Below are 21,100 nucleotides of genomic sequence, written 5' to 3'. Positions count from 1 at the left end.
CGGGCAGCGGCGCTTGCCATCCTGAATGGGTAGCGTCGCGGGCTTCATCCAGCGCCCAAGGGGAGGATTCAGCCCTTGCGATTATTGGTGGCAGGTTTGCTCTTGGGTGTGACGGTCTTGGTCCCGGATGGGCGCTGGTAAACGAAGGGATAGGGCACAGCGGGAGCCTCTGGCAAGCCAGCGCGCCATTGTTCGAGCACGTTTGCCACCGCCCTGCCGTTCTTGAACTGCGGTTCGGAGGGGAGCTCGCCTTGCTCTTTCTCGCGGCGGCGGACGGTGCCTGCAGCCAGCGTGTAGGCGTGGGCGAAGTCATTGGTGGTGTTCAAGGCCTCGACCAGGAAGGCGCGGCCAAACCAGGTGGCGCTATCGGTATTGCCGCAGCCAAAGGAGGGGCGATCCTTGCGCGCCGCGGTGATCACCATACGTTGCGGAGAAATCAGCGCTGGGACGAAGGCGCCTGAGAAACAGGCCGAAACCACGACCACCGCATTGCCGATCTGTGCTTCGTCCAACATCCGCGCGAGCTGCGCTGGTGCAAGGTAATCTTCCTGGTCGCGGCCGGTGTGCAGATAGACGCTGTTGTCATGGAGGCCGTGGCTGGTCAGGTAGAGGAACAGCACGTCTTCATTCGGATCCAGTTTCTGCCCGAGTCCCTTGAGGGCATGGCCGATGCTGTCGGCGGTAGCCAGAACCTGCGGCGGGCCGCCATGACCCAAGGCGGGCTGATTGACTAGGCTGATCATGCGGCCTTCGGCACCCCAGCGTGCTGCCGACAGTTGCCGCAGGTAGGCCACTTCATTGGGGAACACGTCTTCGTCGGCATCGCCGGCCACGCCGAGTACATAGATGTCGGTGACGCCGGGGCGCTGGGCTGGCAGGCTCGCCAAAGCGGCGTCCAGCATCGTGAGCTGGCTGCCTTCGAGTTTGGGTGTGGTGGCTTGCCGCTCGGGTGCTGCGGCGGCGCCAGCGAGTGCAGGCCAGGCCGCACAGGCGGCGAACAATACGTTGGCGACGGCTCTCATCAGCCGGGTAGGTGAATGCTGGGAAGCGCGTTGGGCTGCCATTGCCGTAATCCATGACGGTGGGTAGGCGGCAAGGTCGAGCCGACCTTGCTGCATCCAGTGCGCGCCCGTAGGCGGCCCTGATGGCTATGGTGCCGGAGTTCAGGGCTGAATGCGTAGTGCGGAGTCGCCGGCTCTCAGAAGTGATGTCGCGAGCGACCAAAATTGCCAATCCAGCGGCCAATCCCTTGCGGCCTGGGTGCGCTCGGTCAAATCAGTCCGTGTGCAGCGACCAGCCATAGGCCAGGGCGGACTTCTTCCTCAGGTTCTCAAGCTGCTCAGCGGCGTTGATGGCGCTGTTGGCGCGGTAGACCAGATCTTCCAGCCGGCACAGGATGCTGGCCTGTTCGTCATCGTCTGGCACCACCTCGACGATCTTGTCGACCAGTTGATGCATCTCCAGCAGTTTCTGCTTGCGCTCGTACTCGCCAAGCGACGTCGCGTCCTGCACGACCTGCTGCGCAAGAACATCGAAGCTATCCCGCAACTTCTCGTAGTCCATACAGCACCCGCTGTGATGGCTGCCAGCCAATAGCTTGCAATGGTGCTGTCGGGGATGCCCTTACCTCAATGAGGGTTACACCTTATAGAGACTAGGATTTATCTGACAAGGCTGATGCGGAGCGGGGCAGGGGATCTCAGGGCCCGCTGGACAGCGTGTGCGGTTGGTGGCTGGAGGACCTGGGCGGGCGTTGCTTCATGGTGCAATGGCGTAGACGTAAAAATCGTTGTCCCGGACCCATCCGAGGCCTTCATACAGTCTTTGCGCTGGAACATTGTCCTTCGCGGTCTGCAGTTCAATGCGTCCAGCTCCAAGCCCTTTCGCTGTGGAAACGGCCGCGATCATCAGCTTTCTGGCCACGCCAAGACGACGAGCGTCCGGGGACACAAACAGGTCGTAGAGAACGTAGCTTTTCGTTGCGCCAACTGAATCGAACAGTGGATAGAGCTGGGTGAAGCCGAGAGTATGGCCAGCCGAATCAAGGGCAACCAGGATCAGGGAAGATCCCTCGTGCAGACGGGCGCCAATGAACTCCCCGGCCAAGCCGGGATCGGAAGCTTGACCATAGAACTGTCGGTATTCATCAAAGAGCGAGGCGACGGGTTCCATGTCAGTAGCAGTGGCAGGACGAACGGATATTTCCATCTTCTATCTCCTTGCGATTGGTTCTGATGGCTTCGACGTTGGCTAACCTGATGGCTCGAAGAGATGGCAGTGCAGCTGCTGGATACGAGTCGGATGATCATCAGCACGGAGCAGGATCACATTATGGCGCGGCGCAATCCAGATCCAGCCAGACCGCAGATGTTGTGCGCCATCTCCGATGACGGGCGGCACGGCAGCAGCATACCGGGGTGAGCGTGGTTTGCTCGATCTGCGGAGAAGCCCACTATCCAGCGTTCTGTGTGCCAGTCACATGATGGGGACCAAGGATCCGGCTATCTGGTAGCTTGCTGGCATGAGGCCGCCCTGCGAAGACATTCAGGATCGCACCCCGGTGTGGGATCACATGCAGAATTTCTGGATGGACACCGATCCGTTGATCTTTCTTGCAGACGTCGCTCGCGCCTGCGCGCAGTCCAAGTACTCGCTTGAAGAACTGGAAGCCATCTTCTGGAACGAAGTGCGCCCCGCTGTTTCATTCAATATGGCGATGTTTCCTGCTCCCGAGTGGGCCGGATTCAAGATCGACTGGCTCAAGGAGCGCGTGCTTCGTAAATCCCGGTTTGGCAAGCCCTTGCCACGCAAATGGCTGCATCCATACGCGGCAAACTGGTGGCGCAAGCTCAGCGCTGCCATCGTCCAGAGCAGAAGTGATGCGCGCGCCAGTTGATGATTCATTCAAGCCGACGGCGGGGCTCGACTACTTTCAGTCCCGAACCGCTCCCGGCAGTTGAGGCCACCAGCTTCCGTGCTGGGCCATGCTTCCAGAAAGCGTTACTTCGGCAAGAGCTGCCAACTTCAAAGGGTGGCCGACGGCAATCTATGTCAACGAGGTGGCTGCCTCTCACCTGGTCGAGCGGCTCGGCGAATCGTGGTTCGTCAAACTTGATCATCACATTACGCCACGCGGGAGCGTGGTCTGTTGCCCACCTGAGCTACGAGACGGGCAGGGCAGGCTGTGAGGAATGGGTGCCGCGCCATGAAGTGACGATACGGGCCGCGACAGTGTTGATTGCTGCTCGCAAATCGAGGGCGCGAGGCTGTGATGAGTGCCTGTGCTGATCAGCGCCTCATGTGCGGGTTGAGGGTGGGGCGTTGATCAGCGCGACTGCCTTGATCAGCTCGGCAATCAGTAACCTGTCCATGCACAAGGAAAGACGCCGACGTACAGAGGCCGCAGATAATGAGGCTTGGGAAGGGGGTCAGGCTGCGACAAGGCTCTCTACGGGAATGCCAAGGTTCTTGTGCAGCTTGCGGATCATTGGGAGTGTCAGCTCGCGCTTGCCGTTCAGTACCTCATACACCCGGTTTGGCTGACCAATGCTGGAGACCAGATCCTTCACTGTCAGGCCAGACTGCTCCATGCGGAACTTGATGGCCTCAATAGGGTTGGGCGCTTCAAGCGCATAGTGCTTTGCTTCATAAGCCTGCACCAGCGTGACAAGGACATCCAGGTGATCGCCCTCCGGAGTATCGGGAAGAGCCATCATCAGGCCGTCGATTTCGCCCAATGCGGCACGGTAGTCGGCTTCATTTTTAATGGGCTTGATGTCCATGGATTACCTCAAATGGTTTGGGCGTCGATGGCGTCGTACTGCGGATGAGTACCAATGAAACGTACGTACACGACTCGATAGTGATAGTTGATCCAGACGATCAGCCTGTATTTGTTGCCTGCGATGTTGAAGACAACCCTGCCGTCCTTGAGGATGCTTGCGTTGCCGAAATCCGCCTTGACCTCAGCTGGCTGGCTCCAGTCGGCCGCGTCAGCATGCTTGTACCAAGCCATCGTCGGCTCTTCGGCATCGGCATATTCGGGTTTGTCTTGCCAGAACGCCTTGAGCGTCGAAAGGGCTATGACTCGCATAGGGGAAACCATAGTCCCAAATTGGGACTATGGCAAGGTCCTATGAGCCCAGAGTTGTCAGCTGGTCAGGCCCCGCCCTTCCAGGAAGTAGGAGCCAAGGGATCTTCCAGCGCGGGCAAGTGGAGCGTCGGGATGAATCCACAGCACGAGACCCTCCAAATGCCCAAGGGCACTCCCGCAGTCGCGCGGACGCGGAAACAAAAAAGGCCGGAAACCCTTGTTGCTACTGGGTTTCCGGCCTGGTCGGGACCTTGACGGTCCATCTAATGGTGGAGGTGGGCGGATCGTCCTGGCACCCCTTCCTAAGCAGTTGAACTGCAAGGAAAAGCCGGTGACGCCGTCCCCTCAAAACGATACCTCAAACGATACCCAATCGTAGCATGCAGCACGGTAAGGGGCTCGTGGGCGGCCGTTCTCGAAAGAGGACGGCATGCTGTGGAAAATCTTGGCAGTTTTGGCATTGGTGGCCGGCGGCCCGGCTTGGGCGCAGGGCGGTTCGATTCCGCCCACCGGAATCAAACAGGGTTGGGAGCGTCAGCACCTGGGCGACTACTCCAGCGAACCAGGGGAAGCATTGGCTGATTTCCTTATTCGGTCTGGCCGCGCGCTTCACGACTTCACCCGGCAGAGCGGAACCGAGGCCTGCGGTGCAATCGCCAGCGATGGGCAGCGCTTTTCGTTCCGCCTTTACACGGATGGCGTCCCCCACGGCTGCGCCATTCGGACCAGCGATGTGCTGGAAGGCTTCGTCTTTACCGGCGAAACCATTCATAGCCACCCTTGGCAAAGGCTGCTGACGATGACGCCGGCAGCCAGGGCTTGGAGCCAGTTCTATCGGGACGGCAATGCCGGAGCCCCGACGCTGCGCAACGACGGGGCGGCCGGCTTCAGCAAGGCCGACCGTGCCAACGGAAATGGATGGCTGGTAGCGGGCGGCACCTTGCTGCAGCTCATCAATGGAAAGACCGAGCGCCATGGCCCGGTCTCTCTCTCCACTGAGTGATTCAATGGCCGTTTACGGGCATTTGAACTCGTAAGCGGACCAGTCGGATGCGCCCACGCTCTGCCAGTAGAAGGCTGACCCGGCCCCCACCGTTTCACATGCGCACTCTGTCGGCCAACTCACGGTCCCGGTGCTTGGGGAGCCAAATCCAGGCATCGGGGTCAGCTTCTGCTGAAGCGCAGCAACGCAGGACCGGCGCTCTGTCGTCAACGCCTGCTCTTGAGGCATTACAGGGGAAAACGTCGCGTCATCGTTGGTATTAACGCTCTGCGTGCAGTGCGATTGGTCAGCGTAGAACTGAGAGACCGAGCAGAACACGCCCCAGCCGTAAAGCCCACCGTCGCCCCAGGAAATCCACGATTTCCCGCTGTAGGACGGATAGGTTTTTGCCGGTGGTGCCGGGGTTGTGCAGGTGTTGGAGGTGGTGACCCAGGTCGTGATGCCAGCCCAGGCCGACCACGCCGACCAGGTGCCCCAGGCATACGTCCCGGTGGGCGCCGGGCAGGACGCCGCACGGGTCTGCGTCCGCTGTTCCTGCCGTGTTTGCGTGATGCCCCCGAGCTGGCCCGATGGGCATGCCAGCGTCTGCGACGCGGTGCGGGTCTCGGTATTCGTTTGCATGCTGGGGTTCGGCAGCACGCAGGCCGGCGCGCATGTGCTGGACGTGGTGGCCCAGGCGCTCCACCCGCCCCAGGTCAGGACCGGGGCGGCCCAAGCCTCAGGACAGGCATAGGTGCCGGCCCGGCTGCGGCTCTGGGCCAGGCTGCCCAACTGTCCGGCAGGGCAACCCACGGCCTGGCTTTCCGTCTCAGTTCTCGACGCGGGTGACGGCACTGCGCACGTAGCCAACGGTGTCGGCGTCGGTGTCGGCGTGACAACCGGCGACGGCTGGGGAGTCGTCGGAGTTGCTGGTGCTGGCGGGGCCGTTGGCACGACCGGCGGCTGTATCGCCGGCGGTCCGGGCGGCACCACGCCAGGCGTTCCAGGCATTGCATCGTCCACTTCGGGGGCCCCATCGACCGGGCCCACCGGAGTGCTGGGGTTGACCGGGTCCACCGATGGCGGAGCAGGGGGCAGTGCAATGGGTGACACCGCGACTGACGAGCCGGACGCCAAGCCGGAGAAATACACAAAACCGACCCGGTCCCCGCCGTCGCGCTCGCAGGCGACCGTAGCGGTTGCGGGGTCGTATTTGTGGCCCACGTAGACCGACTGGCCGTTGACCTGAGCATCCCAAACAGCCGAATCGCCGGCCATGGCCCCAATCAGCCGGACGCACGCGGACTTGGGCACGTCGCGGGTTTCGACTAAAAACGAGTCGTTTCCGCGTCGCACCGTGTTCGGCAGGAAAGAGACCGAACCGCCCCAGGCGTTGAGCAGGCCGCCATCGCGGCGGAGACGCTGCGCAGCCAGGCCGTCGGCTTTAACGAGGGACGTTGACAGCCCGGAGAAGCCCCCGAGGATTCCTAGGCTACGGTCGATGGCGTTGGCCGTTTCGCTGAAATCCAACTGCGTCTGTTTCACATCTGCGGCCACGCTTGTCGGGCCGAACAACAGCCAGCCGGCGGCCGCTATCGCGGACGAGACGCCGAGGACCAGCAGAACCTCGACCAAGGTGTAGCCCATGACGAGTTTGTTAGGACGCAGAGCACTCATGATCGTGCCGCCTCACGTGCAGCTGCACGTTCTTCCAAGTGTTTGATGCCGCGTTCCCGCAGTGCTTCCCGCTTTTGCGGCTCACGCTCTAGTTGGGTTGCAATGACCAGGAGCGCCCCGACGATTTCTGCCGGGTCCCAGTCGTCCGCACCCGCAGCGATGGTCAACCCGCCGAGCACAATCTTGCGGTGCGCATCGGCGCTGCGAAACAGTGCGGCGCGTTCCTTGGCCTTCTCGCGTGCGGCGTGGCGGGCCTGCCGTTGCTTCTGCTGTTTCTCGGCCAGCATGAGCTTTGCTTGCTCCTTCGCGGCGACTTCAAGAATCTTCGCCAGTTTTAGTTTTTGCTTCTCAACATCCGCCACGGCACGCCTGCATTAAGTCCTGATAACCCATGCAAGCAGATTCAGCGCGGAGCGCAAGGGGCATCGCCCCAAAACTGGCGCGAGCGAGCAGCGAGCGCCGCTTTTTATTTTGGCTAAAAAGTTGACAGTTTCTGCGTGCATGGGACGCTGGATGTAGGGGCCAGCGAGCGCAGCGAGCAGCCCGGTTCTCATGCGGTTTTCAGAGGGTGCGAAGCGCCCGAAGAAAACAACAAGAGCGCGGTTATGCAAACTCTTCGAGTTTGCCCGCGGTCAGGGGCTTCGCCCCCGACACCCCGCGAGCGCTACGCACTCGCTGCCCCCTTCCGCCGGACGCCCCCGTAAACGGGGACTGGCGGGTTTGCCGAAGCTTGGGGACCGTGTGGCCATTTACCGTTGCGAAATCAAAACCGTCAGCCGAAGCCAGGGCGCCAGCGCCGTGGCCGGCGCGGCGTATCGCGCGGGCCTAGACGTCACCGACCTGCGCACGGGCGAGCGTCACGATTACACCCGCAAGCAGGGCGTGGTGGCCTCGGGCATTTTGGCCCCGGCCGGCTCCCTCGAGTGGGTTCAAGACCCGGCCCAACTCTGGAACGCTGCCGAAGCCGCCGAGACGCGGAAAAACTCGGTGGTGGCACGGGAGTTCCTGGTGTCGCTGCCGCACGAGCTGACCGAGGAACAACGCGCAGAGCTGGCCCGCGACATCACCGCCAACCTAGTGGACCGCTTCGGCTTTGCGGCCATGTTCGCCATCCATGCCCCGGACAAGAAGGCCGATGAGCGCAACCACCACGTGCACATTTTGGCGACGACGCGGCGAATGGAGCCGACCGGATTGGGCGCAAAAACGCGCGAACTGGACGACCGCAAAACCGGGGCCGTGGAAGAAGTGCGCGCCCAGGTGGCCGACACCATCAACGCCCACCTGGAACGCGCCGGCCTGGTCGCGCGCGTGGACCACCGCAGCTTGCTGGACCGGCAGATGGCCGCCGTCACCGTGGGCGACTTTGCCCAGGCCGCCGAGCTGGACCGCCAGCCGGAGCCCAAGGTGGGCCGGACCGCCACCGCTGCCGCCCGTCGGGGCAAGCGCAGCCCCCGCGTCGAACGCGTCCAGAGGGTGCGGGCCGAAAACGCCCAGCAAGCCCAGGCCCAGGCCGACCGCTTCCGCGAACTCAAGTCCCAAGCCGCCGCCGAAGGCCGGCTGGGCATGGTCGACGAGCAGGCCCTGCACGCCCGTGCGTTGCTGGAGCGCCAACAGTCGGCCGCCCCGTCTCGCAGTTCCCCTTCTACCCCACAGGCCTCACGCCATGACTCAGCCCACCCCCAGCGACGCCGCGCCCCCGCTCTCACTCGACATAGCCTTGATGCTGTCCGAGTCCGAAAACCCGGACCTGGCGACGAGCGCGTGCCTGCGCTGCGCCCACTCCACAGCCTTAACCCTGGCTTGGCCGCGGGGGGACGACGAGCGCCCGAAGCCGGCGGATTTAGTCGTGTTTTGCGGCCAGATGCACCGCGATATCACGACCCTCGTCCAGCGGTGCTCAGGATTTCAGCCCAAGAGCTGACACCCAGGGCAGGGGCCGCCATCCAGGCGCGTGCACAGCGTCCAGCTGCGCACAAAGCCGGGTCATCCATGCCCCGGCAGGCCCCCGTTGGGGGCGGTCAGCAGGGCAAGGGGGCGGCAGGCATCGAGCGCGCTTCACGCAAACACACACAGAACAGACAGGCGGAAATCATGGCCGGAGACCAGGCGGCGAAGAATCTAGAAGAAATGATTGAACAGATGTTCAAGGTGGCACGCCGGGCCCTTCAATCTGGCAACAGCAACGCCACGCCTGAGCAACGTTCTGCCTCTCGCGCACTCATCAAGTGCCACACAGACCTGCTCGAATGCCGGGCTGCACATGTGCAGGCGAGCGAAGAACGGCAACAGGCTCGGTTGGCCCGGCGCAGGGCCGTGGCTGACGCCAACACCTTCCCGGTGCCCGCAGATTTCCTGTCTACGGCGCTGCGCAAGGTGGGACGGCCTACCGCCGAAGACAAGGCTGCCCAGGCGGCGCAGGAACAGAAGCGGCAAGCGAAGGCGCAGGAGCAGCAGGCTCGGAAGCTCCGCGATACGACCCGGGAGGCCAAGAACCAAGCCGGGGTGGCGTTCGAGCTTGCGCAGGCGGATTTTTTGACGCACTTCCCGAAGCACTTCCCGCCCGTCAAACCTACTGACGAGCTCGCGCCGATGCGGGAGATGGGCCCGGTGCCGCAGACCCCGGAGCAGGCCTTGCGGCCAACGGAGTCGGTCAGTCCGCCCCGTCGTCCGTCCCCGCGGCCTTGAGCAGGGCCGCAACCGCCTTGGCGCGTTGCTCCGGAGACAACTGAGCAAGCGCCAGCACCGCGTCGGCCATCGCTTCGTCCTCGGCCACCAGGTAGGCCATTGGAACGCCAAGCACCTCGGCGAGCTTGCCCAGCCCGTCCAGGTCTATCCCCCGCGCTTGGCTTTCATACCGGTTGACCCTGTTGCCGGCCAGGTTCTTATCAAGCCCCATGAGCAGACCTAAGGCGCGCTGGCTGCCGACCCCGCGCAGTGCTCGGGCCTGCCTCAGCCGGTCGGCGAAAAGCTGGCGGGGGGCTGGGGGTGATTGGGACACGTGCGCAACCGGCAAAAAGACCAACTTTCAGCATGACTGCAACGCTCCCTTTGAGGTAGTCTCTACCTTAAAGGTAGCACCCCGCTACCCGCCCAGGGAACGGCCATGAACTACGCACCAGCCCCCACCACCTCAGTGATGACCCCGCAGGCACGTCTAACCCTTTGCTTCTGCGTCGCGGTTCTGTTAACCGGACCTTTTGGGTTCATCATTGGGCCAGTGATGTCCCGCGTGCTGCGGAGGCGCGCGGAGCGACTCCAACCCGCAGCGGCATACGCGGCTGCACAGCGCAGCGCTGGTCACTTCAATGTGGGCCAGCTATGGGCAATCACGGCCTGCGGCATCTGGGGCTTCATCGGGCTCATCGCCATGGTTCCGATGCTGGCGATTCTTGCGCTGAGCATCATTTCCTGACACGGGGATGCTTAGCTACGGATGCGTGCGAACAACCAAGAAGGCATCACTCTGGATACGCGTTGGACAAGGCCTGACGATGTTCATCGGTGACGCCCGCCTCTAACGCGTCCAACCAGCCATGGAACTCTTCGAGGTGATTCAGGCTAAACACCTTTACTCCGAAGGCCTGCTCCAGGTCTATTCCTCTTTCACCCATCAGCTCTGCCATCGCCTGGTCCAACGCTATGGCATCGCAATATGGTGCGTAGAACGCTGCATGGTCCACATCTGAGTAGAACCCGCTCAGCTTCCCGCGAGCACGCTCAAGATTTACATAAGCGCCGTTCCGAACCATCCTCTGAAGCGTGGCGTATGAGCAAGCACGCACATGCTGGAATGGAAGCTGCGCGAAATGCTCGGAATCGAAGAAGGAAGCACAGGCTCGCATTGATTCTTGGAACGTTTGCTCTGGCGGGAGGAGATGCCGCATCTGCTCCACCACCTTCGAGATTATTGGAGAGTCAAGCAGAGCGGAGAAATCCCCTTGCCCCACCCTTGTGAAGTAGGTGAGGAAGGTATCCAGGTAAAGTCTTTTCGCTCCGGCCAGCTCTCCGGCAACGCACTGCTCAAACGTTTCCTCAGACGCCCGCCAGCCGTCGAAAAGGTTAAGCAAACCTTCCAACGACTGCCGCTTGAACTCTCGCTGGGCCTCGTTGTCTCCTGGCTGGTGCCGGACCCCCACCACAAAGTAGCCATCCCAGTCGTGCACCCGCTCAGAAAGCGCCTCGGACTGGGTTAACGGATAGGCTGCCACCTCGCCTGCGAGCCAGCGTCTAAACCCTGCCAGTATCTGCCGGCGTTCGACGTTGTATGCCCTCTCAAATGTGTGGCCACGGCTTGTTCGTTTGATGAACTCCAAGAGCTCGTCACCGCGTTCCCAAAGCCGCGTCTCGTAGTCGTGTATCGAAGAGCGGGGGATGGTGACCAACTGCGCCGAGGCTGCGCGTTGTATGTGGTCTGCGAGTTCGACATAGTGACGGTTCCTCTCCCCCCCACGAAACGCCCCGCTGAAAAACGGTTGGTCCAGATATAGGATCTTCTTGCGAAGTGGGGGAAGCCAGAGCTGCTCTGACACCCGGCAACGCTCGCATCCCCGAAGGACATGATTGCCGTATACGTCTACATTGCCGTATCGCCCATGACCGCAGGCGGGGCACGGGCCTAAAACCTTTGTTACGAGCACATCCGTCTCCTACCAGGTATCGAACCGGCCTCGTTAAGGTCTTGCCTAGGATCACGCGCGCAAGCAGGATTGCTTCAACCGCTACGACTGAAGGATGGTGAATCCGTGTGGCTCTGTAAAGACTCAGGCTTGGACTGGACAGCCATTGCAGCTCTTATCGCATTGGGCATATGGATAGCGGACGGCATGCGAAGGGCGAGGGAGCGGGCCGCCACCCGTCGCTTGCTGGCCCAGATAATGACGGCGCCGGTCGGAGCAGCACAGATAGACATCGCGCGCTTCCGAGCGTCAGTCGTTCCATCAAACGGCGATACAACGACTCTCCTGGATCTGATTGACAGCCAGGCGCTGAGGCGAGTTTTTGCAGGCAAAGCCTATGAAGTAAAAGTGGAACTTCCTTCACAGTTTCTAGAAAAAGCAGACCTATTTGGCGAGAGGACTGCGAACCGCTTGGCGTTTGCGCTCTCTCAGACGAGCCGCCTCCACAGCGCCTGGAAAATCGCGTCAGACGTTCCTGACGGGGGTGATGAGAAGGAACTCCATAACCACATCCAAGCTGCTCTGGAGCAAATCCAGGAGACGGAGAAGGCAATAGGCGAAGCCTTCAACGCGCTCCTTGTGGATGGTCGCGCTTCCTAAGTTGCCTTCCGAGCCGAAAACGCCCCGGCTTGACAAAAGCCGAGGGCGTCTTAGTTTGGATTCATGGCCCCCGAGTTTGAGCGACTCGGAGGCGAGCAAATGTAGGAATCAGCTACGACATGCCCAGGCGGTGCCCCTTGAGGACACCTTAGCAAGCCTGGACGGACCCGCAAGCCCCCCTCCTTTTCTCTCCTCCCTGTCTGCCCAGCCCGAAGGCCGTTGGTAGCCGTATCACGACGACCCATTGAGTTGGGGTGCGCACGGTTTCCGGGAGCCCATTGCGGGCTCGGGCTGACCGCCACCGGGTGCGCAGGCAGTAAAGCGAGGGGGGTGAAACTCGCGCCAGCCAGGTAACGCAGATGTCGATGGTAACTGGGGAGTGCTCAATCTGGCCCCAGCAGCGTCTCCCATTCGCGGTCCCGTTACCAATGGTTCGTTGCTAGGAGAAGCCCCAGGAAAAACGCGCCTGGGCACGGGAAAAGTAAAGCAACACCGGAGAGACGCCAAGAGAACCTTGGTGACAGGACCCGGACCCGGCGCGGTTGCTCGCGTGAACCTGTCGTAGTGGTGCAGAGCAGAGAATCACCACGCCCTGAGTGCTAGGGGCCGCCATCACGGGGCAACGCACGGGCCAAGTCCACCCCACCGCTTTTAGTCAGCGGGGTTAGGGGAGACTTTGCCCTTCGGCAAGGGGGAGCCGGAGGCGACCCCGAAGCCGAAGGGCAAAAGCAGGGGAGCTTTAGCAAAGCTTTAGGCTCTGAGAAGGCAAACGCATGAGTGCTTTTCTGTTACTGCAAAGCATATCGGGCGCGCGCTCATTCAAAATCGAAGTGTCCTTTGGTGGGGTCATGCTTCGGAACCTTCACTTTCAGCTCAAAACGATAGGTGTCACGGGTCAATACATCGATTGCGGTTGCTTCGACCACTTCGAATGCCCGGATTTCGACAGTGGGTGAGAAGGCGGTGAACTGAGAGAGGGCCTGCGCAATAGCTTCCTCGATATCCTTCAGCGAAGCAGCTTTCAGTGATTTGGGTGATGTTTCCATGGCTATCCTTTCTGGCTGGTTGAGTGGCGTTTGCTCGCGGCCGTTGCGCGCCGCCGCTCGATGTGGCGGACCTGCTTGAACGCTAGCTCAAACTGGCCGGAGGTGTAGGCGGGCAGTGTCACCGGCGGGCCATACGCATTCAGCGCGTCAAAGCGTTTCGGGATGGTGCCCGGATTGACGTAGTGCCTGAGGCCGCTGGGCAAGGTCAGGTCGTGCCCCGTGATTTCCTGCACCACCTGGATGGCAATGCCCCGCTCGTTGACCAGGTTGCTCACGATGTTGTGGCGGAAGCAATGGAAGGATTTCAGGCGGCCGGTCAGGCCGCGCTTGATGGCGTAGGCGCGAAACTGGTCGCCCATGGTGTCGCCGTAGCCGCCGGCCTCTGTGTGCTGGAGGTGCGGGAACAGGCGTTCAAACCCGGCGCGCTTCACGTCCTCGACGAACGCCAGGAACCCCGCCTGCAGCACGGTGTCGGACAGGGGGACGAAACGCGAGGAGTGCGCGTTCTTCAGCCGCTGGTCCGGTCGCTGGGCGCGAATGTGGATGCCCCAGTGGCCCCCAACCTCGGCCACGTCATCGACGTAGAGCTGGGCCAACTCATTGATGCGCGCGCCCGTGGCCACGCCCAGGATAGAGCCGAACCAGCGGTGCGGGTATTTGCTGGCCCACTCAGGAAAGGCTTCGGAATCGAACAGCGCGGCCAGCTCTGCGGGCGTGAAGGGTTCGCGGGTTGGGGCATCAGTTTTGGACTTGGAGCGGTTCATGATGGCCTTGTGCGGCGCCTTGGGAATGAGGGCCTCGTCGGCCTGAGCGTTGAAGAAAGCGGCCAAGTGGTCGCGGCGCTTTTCCTGGGTGCGTTCCAGCAGGGTGGGGTGGCCGCCGCCCTTCGCCTTTTGCACCACTTCCAGGGGCGTCAGGCCACGAAACACGGCTTTCTTGCTGGCATTTGCCGGGTAGACCGCCAGGGCGTCCAGGAAGGAACGCACGTCCGTGGCCGTGACCTCTTCAATCGCCTTGTCGCCGCCGAGGGCGAGGAACAGGCGCAGCGTGTATTCGGTGTCCATCACGTTGCGCACGGCCCGCTGGGCTCGCCGCATGTCGCTGAGGTAGACGTCAATGCGCTCGGAGAGCAGCGGCCCGGCGGGAGGCGCAGGTGGTGCTGGGGGCCGTGGTGGTTCCCACCCGTGCATGCCCGCCATGAGCGGGTCTTTTGCTGCCAGGGCGTTCAAGTCCTGAACGGTCTGCCGGAACAGGCGGCGGTCCTCGGCCGTGTTGATTTCCACGCCGCCGAGCGTCAGCCCGTTGGGCAGGCGCACCTGTTGGATAGTCAGGTCCTGATGCCCGTTCTCGCGCACCCTGCGCAAGATGTCCTTGATGTCGTCGTTCACTATCGTCCCTGTGCGTAGCGCCTTGAAGGACTCTGATAGTGCCATCGCCATGCGTGCCGCGACCAGTCGGGCGGCGTCGCCTCGACCGGGCAGGGCGCGGACGAGGAAGCGGCACCCCAACAGCGAGCGCAGGTCAGCGGGCACAAGAAAGCGGGCATAGAGCCCGCTGGCGCGCTTCAACAGAAAGGGTTTGGGCAAAACGATACCTCAAACGATACCTTGAAGGGGTATCGTTTGAGGCTCGTAAATCACCAATAAACCTTGCAAAATCAAGCTACTTACGCTAGTTTTGCAGGTGAGAATGGTGGAGGTGGGCGGAATTGAACCGCCGTCCGAAGGCACTCCATCCCCGGCACTACATGCTTAGCTCACCGTTGGGTCTCGTCCCGTGGCAGCACGGTGTGCAAAGCGCACCCCAGGACCAGCCTGTTTTGGTTAAGCCATGACTGACAGGCAGCCGTCACAGCCGGTTCCGTGATAATGACCCTACATCCACGAGCACGGGCACAAGTGGGTTCGGGGCTTACGCCTTAAGCGGCGAGAGCGTAGTTGTCGTCGTTGGCAACTAGAGTTTTGCAGCTGGATTTACGAGGAAAGCTACCCCCTCGGCATGCGCCAAGCGACTTCACAACCCCCGTCGAAACCAGTGCACCCCCGGTAAGACGTTGATTCATGAGGGCTGTAGACGATGTTCTGACCACAGCCTCGCTGACGAGACGAATGCTACAGGGAAAACCCTGAACAGTCACCCGCGTGAATTGGGATCTTGCCGGGCTTTCAGCAAAAGGCCGGTGCCTGTCGCCAGGCAGGCGACAATGGTCGCGATGGATAACGGCAGGCCGAACTGGTCTTTGCCTGTTGCGGCAAAGCCGGCGTGGAGCAGGGCGGTTAGCACACCAATGCCGCCGCAGAGCAGGGCATAACGCCTCGCTTGTGGCGTAGCCAACGCCACTTGCCGATAGCCGTGGAGCAGCAGGCCCACTGCCAGTACGTTGAACAACAGAAAGCCTTGAATGCCGCCGGGCACGCGGAACATCTCCCATTCGTGCCAGTAAGCGGCATCTATCTGGTGAACGATCAGCGACAACAGCGTTGCGGTGTACCAGCGATCCATCGTCGTAGAGCTCCTTGGTAGGGCGCCAGTCTAGTCAACTATCTTCATGGCTACCTGCGTCTGCGTCGTCGCATCAACTTGAATGCATCAGGTGGGGCTTAACGCCGCACCGACCTTTCTGCGACGTCTGCCGACGGACCATGGTCGGCATCAAGTTAGAGTTGGTGGATGTGGTCATGCAGCAGCGCGGTCTGCGCAGCCTGCGATTGTTGGCAGGTGGAGTTGGAACAGGATTTCGGCGACGCGCGCTGGCGCCGGCTCCGCTCTACCTGTTGCTGGTGGTTGTTGTGGTGATCACGGCGTGGTTGGGGCGGAGCTATTGGCCGCAGCTGGCGCCGCTGGTGTTGCTGCTCTGCGCGGGACTTCTGGGTTGGGTGCGGCGAGTGCGTCAGCGCTGGCTTGGTGTCTATCTGGTGGCGGTAGTGCTGTTGCTGGTGCTGCAATCATCATGGTCTGGACTCGTGGCCGCCGGGGTGGAGCGGGCTGCAGTCGTCGCGATGGCATTGGGTTTGGCTCAGTTGCTGATCCATACCGCGCGTGTCATGCGGTTTTCGCGCGCGCTGCAGCTGCAGGTTGATGGCTTGGACGATGCCGCGATTCTTGCCCTGTTGCCGCCGGAAGCTGCCGAGGAAGCACGGCGATGGCTCGGCGGTGATGACCGCAGAGCGGTTGAGTTGAGTGAAGTGGTCAGCCTGAGTGTGCTGTACGCGGTCTTGCAATCGCCCGGCGTGCAACGACGCGATCTGCGTCGGATATTGATGGGCTAAAGCGTCTTGCGCAGGTAGATGCGTTCATGGCCGGGCGGAAAGTCGGGCAGTCGCCCGAAAGCCTCGTAGCCGTGCCGGAGATAGAAGCCTTCGGCCTGCCAGTCGAAGGTATCCAGCACAACGCTGTGCGCGCCAGCAGCCTTGGCCTGTTGCTCGGCCTGTAGCAGAAGTTGGCTGCCCAATCCCTGACCGCGCAGCTGCGGATCAACCCACAGCACATGGATGGCGAGCCAGCCTGCGCAGATATCGCCGAGCAATCCGCCGCACAAGGTTCCGTCCCGGTCATGGCTGGCCAGCTGCACTGGCAGCTCATCGAAACTATGGCCGCTGGCCTTGCGATTGAAGGCCAGCAGCTTTGCGCACAGCGTCTGCACATCCTGCGCGCTGGCTACCTGCACTGCGCGCTGTGTAGACATCAGGCGTTGCGGTTGTGGGCGCGCATCGCGCGCTGCTTCTCACGGTCCCAGTCGCGTTCCTTGGCGGTATCGCGCTTGTCGTGATTCTGCTTGCCCTTGGCCAGCGCGATCTCGATCTTGATCTTGTTCTTGCTCCAGTACATCGCGGTAGGCACCAGCGTGTAGCCGTCGCGTTCGACGCGGCCGATCAGTTTGTCGATCTCGCGACGGTGCAGCAGCAGCTTGCGCTGGCGGCGGTCTTCCGGAACGGTGTGGGTGGAGGCTTGGATCAGCGGGGTGATCTGCGCGCCGATCAGGAAGATCTCGCCATCACGGACATACGCATAGGCGTCTGTCATGTTGCCGCGACCGGCGCGGATCGCCTTGACCTCCCAGCCCTGCAGCACCAAGCCGGCTTCAACCCGATCTTCCAGGTGGAATTCGTGGCGCGCGCGCTTGTTCAACGAGATGGTTTTGTCGGCCGTCCCGCTCTTTGCTTTATCCTTGCTTTGTTTCTTGCTCATTTCCGTATTGTCTCCGATTCGGGGGCTCCCCGAACACTTTCTGTATCTGTATCGCCATGACAACCATTCGTCGCAGCGCGCTGGTCGAACACTCCGCCGAGCGCATGTTCAACCTGGTCAACGATGTCGCCGCCTATCCGGGCCGGTTCCGCTGGTGTGACAAGGCGGAAATCCTGGAGCAGGGCGAGGAGCGGCTGGTCGCCAGGCTCGATCTGGGGCTGGGTTCGTTCCGTACCTGGTTCATGACCGAAAACACGCTGCAGCGCCCGCACAGCATCGATATGAAGCTGCGCGAAGGCCCGTTCAAGCGCCTGCACGGCCGCTGGGAGTTCCATGCCCTGTCCGAAGGCGCCTGCAAGGTCAGTCTGGAACTGGAGTTCGAACCGACTTCGCGGTTGCTGGGGCCGGCCTTGGCGCTGGGCTTCCAGGGGCTGGCTGACCGCATGGTCAACGATTTCGTGCGCGTGGCCGATCAGGAACTCTGAGCGATGCGCGTAGAGGTGGTACTGGCCTGGCCGGACCATTACCAGCAGCGGCAGCTGGAGCTGCCTGAAGGCTGCACGGTCGCCGATGCGGTGGCCGAGGCGGCGCTGGATGGTGCAGCGGAAGCAGTGGCAATGGCGGTGCACGGTGTGCTGGCGCGGCCACAGCAACTGCTGCAGGACGGCGATCGGGTGGAGCTGCTACGCCCCTTGCTGGTCGACCCCAAAGAAAATCGCCGCCGGCGGGCGCGCGGCGGCGATTGACCTGCGAAGAGGCGCCGGGTCAGCGGCCCTTCTTCTTGTCCTTGGCCAGGTTGCGGCCGAACTGACGCACGCTGTTGCGGGCCAGATCCGCGTCCTGGGTCGGGAAATACTCGCCTTCCCAGCGGGTGACCAGGTCGTTTTCGAAGAAAACGACGAAGTTCTTCACCTCGGTCTTGCCCAGGCGGTTCACGCGCTGGCTGGCGGTGTAGTCCCAGCGCTGGGCGTGGAACGGGTCGGCAATGGACGGCGTGCCCAGCAGCGCATTGACCTGCTGCTTGCTTTGGCCGACCTGCAACTGCGCAACGGACTGTTCACGGATCAGGTTGCCCTGATAGATGGGCTGCTTGTAGATGATGCCGCAGCCAGTAGTGGACAGGGCGACAACGGCGATCAACAGGAGGTTGCGCATTAGGTAGGGCGGTTGAGGAAATCAGGTCGATGATACACTCCCCGGCACCCAGCGCGATCTGACCGGAGATAACTGGCGTTAAACCGCCAATGAACATGATGGCTATGGAATCCAATGACCTGCGCAAAGTCGGCTTGAAAGTAACGCATCCACGGATGCGCATCCTTGCCTTGCTCGAACAGAACACCCCCCAGCACCACCACCTCACTGCCGAGGACATCTACCGCCAGCTGCTTGATTGCGGTGATGAGATCGGGCTCGCCACGGTTTACCGTGTGCTGACCCAGTTCGAGGCGGCTGGGCTGGTCCTCAAGCACAATTTCGAGGGCGGCCAGGCGGTTTATGAGCTGGACCGTGGCGGCCACCACGACCATATGGTGGACGTGGACTCGGGCAAGATCATCGAGTTCGAAAGCCCGGAAATCGAGGAGCTGCAGCGGAAGATTGCGGCAGAGCACGGTTTCGAGCTGGAGGAGCACTCGTTGGTGCTCTATGTGCGCAAAAAGCGTAAATAAGGCGTTGGCGGCGCAGCCTCTGGGCTGTTGCTGCTGAATTGAAAACACCGGCCAATGGCCGGTGTTTTTGTTTGTGTCCCCCAATGGCTTGGATGTAGAGCCGAGCCACGCTCGGCAGGGGCCTTCCCAAGGCACTGCCAAGGCCGTTGTAGTGCTGAGCCATGCTCGGCAGGGGCTTCACGGGTGCGGCCTCAGCGGGCAGCGCTCCCGCTCGAGATCTGCTCCCTCCCTTTCGCGCAGCGAAGGGGAGGGTTGGGGAGGGGTGTTTTTGGAGCGGAGCCTCAAGAGCCCAAAGCTGCCCTCACCCCAACCCCTCTCCCGCAGGCGGGAGAGGGGCTTTAAAGCTAGAGCCAGAGCCAAAAGCCAAAAGCCAAAAGCCAAGCCTCTTTGCTATCAGGCTTCCGTCAGCAACTTCCGCGCCGCGGCCCGCGCTTCCTTGCTCACCTCGGCACCGCCCAGCATCCGCGCAAGCTCTTCCTCGCGGCCCTTGGCATCCAGCAGCTCAACCGCGCTCTGGGTCATGCCTTCCACCGGTGCCTTGCTGACCCGGTAATGGCTGTGGCCCTTGGAGGCGACCTGCGGCAGATGGGTCACGCACAGAACCTGGCGACGCTCGCCCAGGGCGCGCAGCTTCTTGCCGACGATGTCGGCGATGGCGCCACCGATGCCGGAGTCCACTTCGTCGAAAACCATGGTTGGCACGGCGTCCAAGCCCAATGCCGCGACTTCGATGGCCAGGGAGATGCGCGACAACTCACCGCCGGAGGCGACCTTGCGCAGGGCCCGGGCCGGCTGGCCGGCGTTGGCGGCGACCAGGAATTCGACCCGCTCGGCACCATTCGGGTCCGGGCGCAGCTGTGTCTGTGGCTCCAGTTCGATAAGGAACTGGCCGCCACCCATGCCCAGCTCGCCGATCAGCGCGGTGGTGGTGTCGGACAGGGAGGTGGCTGCCGCCTGGCGGCTGCTGGAAAGGCTGGCAGCCACGGCCTGCCAGCGGGCGGCAGCCTTGTCGATCTCGCCGGCCAGCTTGGCCAGCCGCTCGTCGGCGCCGCGCAGCTGCTCCAGCTCGGCTTCGAGGCGGTCGCGGGTGGCGGCCAGCTCTTCCATTGGCACGCGGTGCTTGCGGGCCAGATCGTGCAGGCGGCTCAGCCGGTGCTCGATGTCCTCGAAGGCTTCCGGGTCGCTATCCAGGTCGTCCTGGACCCGGTCCAGCTGGGCCAGCGCTTCGTGCAGTTGGATACCGGCGGCATCCAGCATGGCGTCGACCTCGCCGAGGCGGGCGTCGTGTTGGCTGACCCTGCCTAGCTCATTTCGCACCTGCTGCAGTAACGAGAGCAGCGACGGTTCGTCTTCATCGCCATTGAGCAGTCCGCCAGCGCGCTGGCAGGCTTCGATCAGGGCGGTGGAATGGGCCTGGCGGCGATGGCTGGCGCCCAGCGCTGCGATGGCTGCCGGCTCCAGCTCTTCGCGCTGCAGCTCACCGAGCTGGTGCTCAAGAAAGCCGATGCGGTCGGAGACGTCGCCTTGCTGGGACAGCGCATCGCGCTCGTCGAGTAATGCCTGCCATTGCGTGGTGGCGCCACGCACAGCGGTGCGCTCGGCCTCGTTGCGGGCAAATGCGTCGAGCAGGGCAAGCTGGCTGGGGCGCGACAGCAGCGCCTGCTGGTCGTGCTGGCCGTGGATCTCGACCAGGAAGCCGGCCAGTTCGGACAGCTGTGATACCGGCACCGGGCGGCCGTTGATGAAGGCGCGGGAGCCGCCGTCGGCGCGGATCACCCGGCGCAACTGGCATTGCTCCTCGTCGTCCAGCTCGTTGTCGCGCAGCCAGCTGCGCGCCGGGGCGTCGTCGTCCAGGCTGAATTCGGCTGACAGCTCGGCGCGGCTGGCGCCGTGGCGGACCACGCCGGAGTCTGCGCGCAGGCCGGACAGGAAGCCCAATGCGTCCACCATCAATGACTTGCCGGCGCCGGTCTCGCCGGAAACAACAGTCATGCCTGGTCCGAACTCGAGTTCGGTGGCGCGGACAACGGCAAAATCCTTGATCGATAGATGTCTGAGCATGGCGGGCAGGTCTAGGGGCCGCGCAAAGCTAGCATGCGGGCCGGATAGGTCAATGTAGGACAGGCGATGGCCGGCCCAGATTAGGAACAAAGCGTCTCATGGAG

25 protein-coding genes and 1 other RNA gene are annotated in these 21,100 nt (G+C 62.4%); 9 read left to right on the top strand and 17 right to left on the bottom strand.

What is annotated here, in order from left to right; all coding sequences use genetic code 11:
* Nucleotides 1–68: 68 nt before the first annotated feature.
* From Q5Z11_RS12250 to Q5Z11_RS12240, 3 genes are all read right to left on the bottom strand, one after another.
* Nucleotides 69–1,064 (bottom strand): C13 family peptidase, encoded by a 996-nt coding sequence (locus tag Q5Z11_RS12250; RefSeq protein ID WP_303746675.1) that lies wholly within the window; start codon nt 1,062–1,064, stop codon nt 69–71.
* Between the two features lie 211 nt (nt 1,065–1,275).
* Entirely contained in the window at nt 1,276–1,563 is a 288-nt protein-coding gene (locus Q5Z11_RS12245) for a hypothetical protein (protein ID WP_303746674.1), read from the bottom strand.
* Nucleotides 1,564–1,758: 195 nt separating this feature from the next.
* Nucleotides 1,759–2,208 carry a GNAT family N-acetyltransferase gene (locus Q5Z11_RS12240; protein ID WP_303746673.1) on the bottom strand — a complete coding sequence of 150 codons (450 nt, stop codon included), beginning with the start codon at nt 2,206–2,208 and terminating at the stop codon, nt 1,759–1,761.
* A 313-nt stretch (nt 2,209–2,521) separates the two neighbouring features.
* Between Q5Z11_RS12240 and Q5Z11_RS12235 the strand changes: the two genes are divergently transcribed.
* The gene (locus tag Q5Z11_RS12235) at nt 2,522–2,896 is read left to right on the top strand and encodes a DUF7079 family protein (RefSeq protein ID WP_450097588.1); all 375 of its coding nucleotides are present in this window, start codon (nt 2,522–2,524) and stop codon (nt 2,894–2,896) included.
* 532 nt (nt 2,897–3,428) lie between these two features.
* On the opposite strand, the gene Q5Z11_RS12230 is transcribed toward Q5Z11_RS12235, so the two are convergent.
* The gene (locus tag Q5Z11_RS12230; protein WP_303746671.1) at nt 3,429–3,782 is read right to left on the bottom strand and encodes a helix-turn-helix domain-containing protein; all 354 of its coding nucleotides are present in this window, start codon (nt 3,780–3,782) and stop codon (nt 3,429–3,431) included.
* An 8-nt stretch (nt 3,783–3,790) separates the two neighbouring features.
* Nucleotides 3,791–4,093 (bottom strand): type II toxin-antitoxin system HigB family toxin, encoded by a 303-nt coding sequence (locus Q5Z11_RS12225; RefSeq protein WP_303746670.1) that lies wholly within the window; start codon nt 4,091–4,093, stop codon nt 3,791–3,793.
* 430 nt (nt 4,094–4,523) lie between these two features.
* Between Q5Z11_RS12225 and Q5Z11_RS12220 the strand changes: the two genes are divergently transcribed.
* On the top strand, nt 4,524–5,096 hold the full coding sequence (locus Q5Z11_RS12220; RefSeq protein ID WP_088375442.1) for a hypothetical protein: 573 nt from the start codon (nt 4,524–4,526) through the stop codon (nt 5,094–5,096).
* 12 nt (nt 5,097–5,108) lie between these two features.
* Here Q5Z11_RS12220 and Q5Z11_RS12215 read toward each other — a convergent pair whose 3' ends face one another.
* Together Q5Z11_RS12215 and Q5Z11_RS12210 are read right to left on the bottom strand one after the other, a co-directional pair.
* A complete protein-coding gene (locus Q5Z11_RS12215; protein ID WP_303746669.1) occupies nt 5,109–6,752 on the bottom strand; it encodes a type 4 pilus major pilin in 1,644 nt (547 codons plus the stop codon).
* Complete coding sequence (locus Q5Z11_RS12210; RefSeq protein ID WP_088375440.1) at nt 6,749–7,114, bottom strand: conjugal transfer protein TraD; 366 nt, start codon at nt 7,112–7,114, stop codon at nt 6,749–6,751. The genes Q5Z11_RS12215 and Q5Z11_RS12210 overlap by 4 nt, the downstream gene beginning before the upstream one ends.
* A gap of 379 nt (nt 7,115–7,493) precedes the next feature.
* On the opposite strand from Q5Z11_RS12210, the gene mobQ reads away from it, so the two are divergent.
* A complete protein-coding gene (mobQ, locus tag Q5Z11_RS12205) occupies nt 7,494–9,440 on the top strand; it encodes a MobQ family relaxase (protein ID WP_088375444.1) in 1,947 nt (648 codons plus the stop codon).
* On the opposite strand, the gene Q5Z11_RS12200 is transcribed toward mobQ, so the two are convergent.
* A complete protein-coding gene (locus Q5Z11_RS12200; protein ID WP_405051692.1) occupies nt 9,406–9,708 on the bottom strand; it encodes a helix-turn-helix domain-containing protein in 303 nt (100 codons plus the stop codon). The genes mobQ and Q5Z11_RS12200 overlap by 35 nt on opposite strands.
* 150 nt (nt 9,709–9,858) lie before the next feature.
* Between Q5Z11_RS12200 and Q5Z11_RS12195 the strand changes: the two genes are divergently transcribed.
* Nucleotides 9,859–10,167 carry a hypothetical protein gene (locus Q5Z11_RS12195; protein WP_088375439.1) on the top strand — a complete coding sequence of 103 codons (309 nt, stop codon included), beginning with the start codon at nt 9,859–9,861 and terminating at the stop codon, nt 10,165–10,167.
* Nucleotides 10,168–10,213: 46 nt separating this feature from the next.
* Here the strand turns inward: Q5Z11_RS12195 and Q5Z11_RS12190 are convergent, their stop codons facing one another.
* On the bottom strand, nt 10,214–11,137 hold the full coding sequence (locus Q5Z11_RS12190; RefSeq protein ID WP_303746668.1) for a hypothetical protein: 924 nt from the start codon (nt 11,135–11,137) through the stop codon (nt 10,214–10,216).
* Between the two features lie 384 nt (nt 11,138–11,521).
* Between Q5Z11_RS12190 and Q5Z11_RS12185 the strand changes: the two genes are divergently transcribed.
* On the top strand, nt 11,522–12,031 hold the full coding sequence (locus Q5Z11_RS12185; RefSeq protein WP_253247590.1) for a DUF4684 domain-containing protein: 510 nt from the start codon (nt 11,522–11,524) through the stop codon (nt 12,029–12,031).
* An 815-nt stretch (nt 12,032–12,846) separates the two neighbouring features.
* Here the strand turns inward: Q5Z11_RS12185 and Q5Z11_RS12180 are convergent.
* From Q5Z11_RS12180 to Q5Z11_RS12165, 4 genes are all read right to left on the bottom strand, one after another.
* Nucleotides 12,847–13,077, bottom strand: coding sequence for a hypothetical protein (locus Q5Z11_RS12180; protein WP_088375436.1), 231 nt, complete (start codon nt 13,075–13,077; stop codon nt 12,847–12,849).
* A 2-nt stretch (nt 13,078–13,079) separates the two neighbouring features.
* Nucleotides 13,080–14,465: a site-specific integrase gene (locus Q5Z11_RS12175; RefSeq protein ID WP_088375435.1), complete on the bottom strand. Its 1,386-nt coding sequence runs from the start codon at nt 14,463–14,465 to the stop codon at nt 13,080–13,082.
* Nucleotides 14,466–14,767: 302 nt separating this feature from the next.
* Nucleotides 14,768–15,121: a transfer-messenger RNA gene (gene ssrA / locus Q5Z11_RS12170) on the bottom strand.
* An 89-nt stretch (nt 15,122–15,210) separates the two neighbouring features.
* Nucleotides 15,211–15,579 (bottom strand): DUF6713 family protein, encoded by a 369-nt coding sequence (locus tag Q5Z11_RS12165; RefSeq protein ID WP_303746667.1) that lies wholly within the window; start codon nt 15,577–15,579, stop codon nt 15,211–15,213.
* 176 nt (nt 15,580–15,755) lie between these two features.
* Between Q5Z11_RS12165 and Q5Z11_RS12160 the strand changes: the two genes are divergently transcribed.
* Entirely contained in the window at nt 15,756–16,346 is a 591-nt protein-coding gene (locus Q5Z11_RS12160; protein WP_303746666.1) for a hypothetical protein, read from the top strand.
* On the opposite strand, the gene Q5Z11_RS12155 is transcribed toward Q5Z11_RS12160, so the two are convergent.
* The gene (locus Q5Z11_RS12155; protein WP_303746665.1) at nt 16,343–16,762 is read right to left on the bottom strand and encodes a GNAT family N-acetyltransferase; all 420 of its coding nucleotides are present in this window, start codon (nt 16,760–16,762) and stop codon (nt 16,343–16,345) included. The two genes, Q5Z11_RS12160 and Q5Z11_RS12155, sit on opposite strands and share 4 nt — an antisense overlap.
* On the bottom strand, nt 16,762–17,265 hold the full coding sequence (gene smpB / locus Q5Z11_RS12150; protein WP_303746664.1) for an SsrA-binding protein SmpB: 504 nt from the start codon (nt 17,263–17,265) through the stop codon (nt 16,762–16,764). The genes Q5Z11_RS12155 and smpB overlap by 1 nt, the downstream gene beginning before the upstream one ends.
* A 56-nt stretch (nt 17,266–17,321) precedes the next feature.
* On the opposite strand from smpB, the gene Q5Z11_RS12145 reads away from it, so the two are divergent.
* Together Q5Z11_RS12145 and Q5Z11_RS12140 are read left to right on the top strand one after the other, a co-directional pair.
* On the top strand, nt 17,322–17,750 hold the full coding sequence (locus tag Q5Z11_RS12145) for a type II toxin-antitoxin system RatA family toxin (protein ID WP_303746663.1): 429 nt from the start codon (nt 17,322–17,324) through the stop codon (nt 17,748–17,750).
* Between the two features lie 3 nt (nt 17,751–17,753).
* Nucleotides 17,754–18,011 carry an RnfH family protein gene (locus Q5Z11_RS12140; RefSeq protein ID WP_303746662.1) on the top strand — a complete coding sequence of 86 codons (258 nt, stop codon included), beginning with the start codon at nt 17,754–17,756 and terminating at the stop codon, nt 18,009–18,011.
* Between the two features lie 19 nt (nt 18,012–18,030).
* Here the strand turns inward: Q5Z11_RS12140 and Q5Z11_RS12135 are convergent, their stop codons facing one another.
* Nucleotides 18,031–18,420 carry an outer membrane protein assembly factor BamE gene (locus Q5Z11_RS12135; RefSeq protein ID WP_303746661.1) on the bottom strand — a complete coding sequence of 130 codons (390 nt, stop codon included), beginning with the start codon at nt 18,418–18,420 and terminating at the stop codon, nt 18,031–18,033.
* Between the two features lie 104 nt (nt 18,421–18,524).
* Here Q5Z11_RS12135 and fur point away from each other — a divergent pair, with 104 nt between their 5' ends.
* Nucleotides 18,525–18,935, top strand: a complete 411-nt coding sequence (gene fur / locus Q5Z11_RS12130; protein WP_282271992.1) for a ferric iron uptake transcriptional regulator — start codon at nt 18,525–18,527, stop codon at nt 18,933–18,935.
* Between the two features lie 393 nt (nt 18,936–19,328).
* Here the strand turns inward: fur and recN are convergent, their stop codons facing one another.
* Nucleotides 19,329–20,996: a DNA repair protein RecN gene (recN, locus tag Q5Z11_RS12125; protein ID WP_303746660.1), complete on the bottom strand. Its 1,668-nt coding sequence runs from the start codon at nt 20,994–20,996 to the stop codon at nt 19,329–19,331.
* Nucleotides 20,997–21,100: the final 104 nt, after the last annotated feature.

The organism is Stenotrophomonas sp. 610A2, assembly GCF_030549615.1.
Lineage (GTDB): Bacteria > Pseudomonadota > Gammaproteobacteria > Xanthomonadales > Xanthomonadaceae > Stenotrophomonas > Stenotrophomonas pigmentata.
Note: the sequence above shows the minus strand (reverse complement) of the source record. Positions and strands in the feature narration are given on the sequence as shown.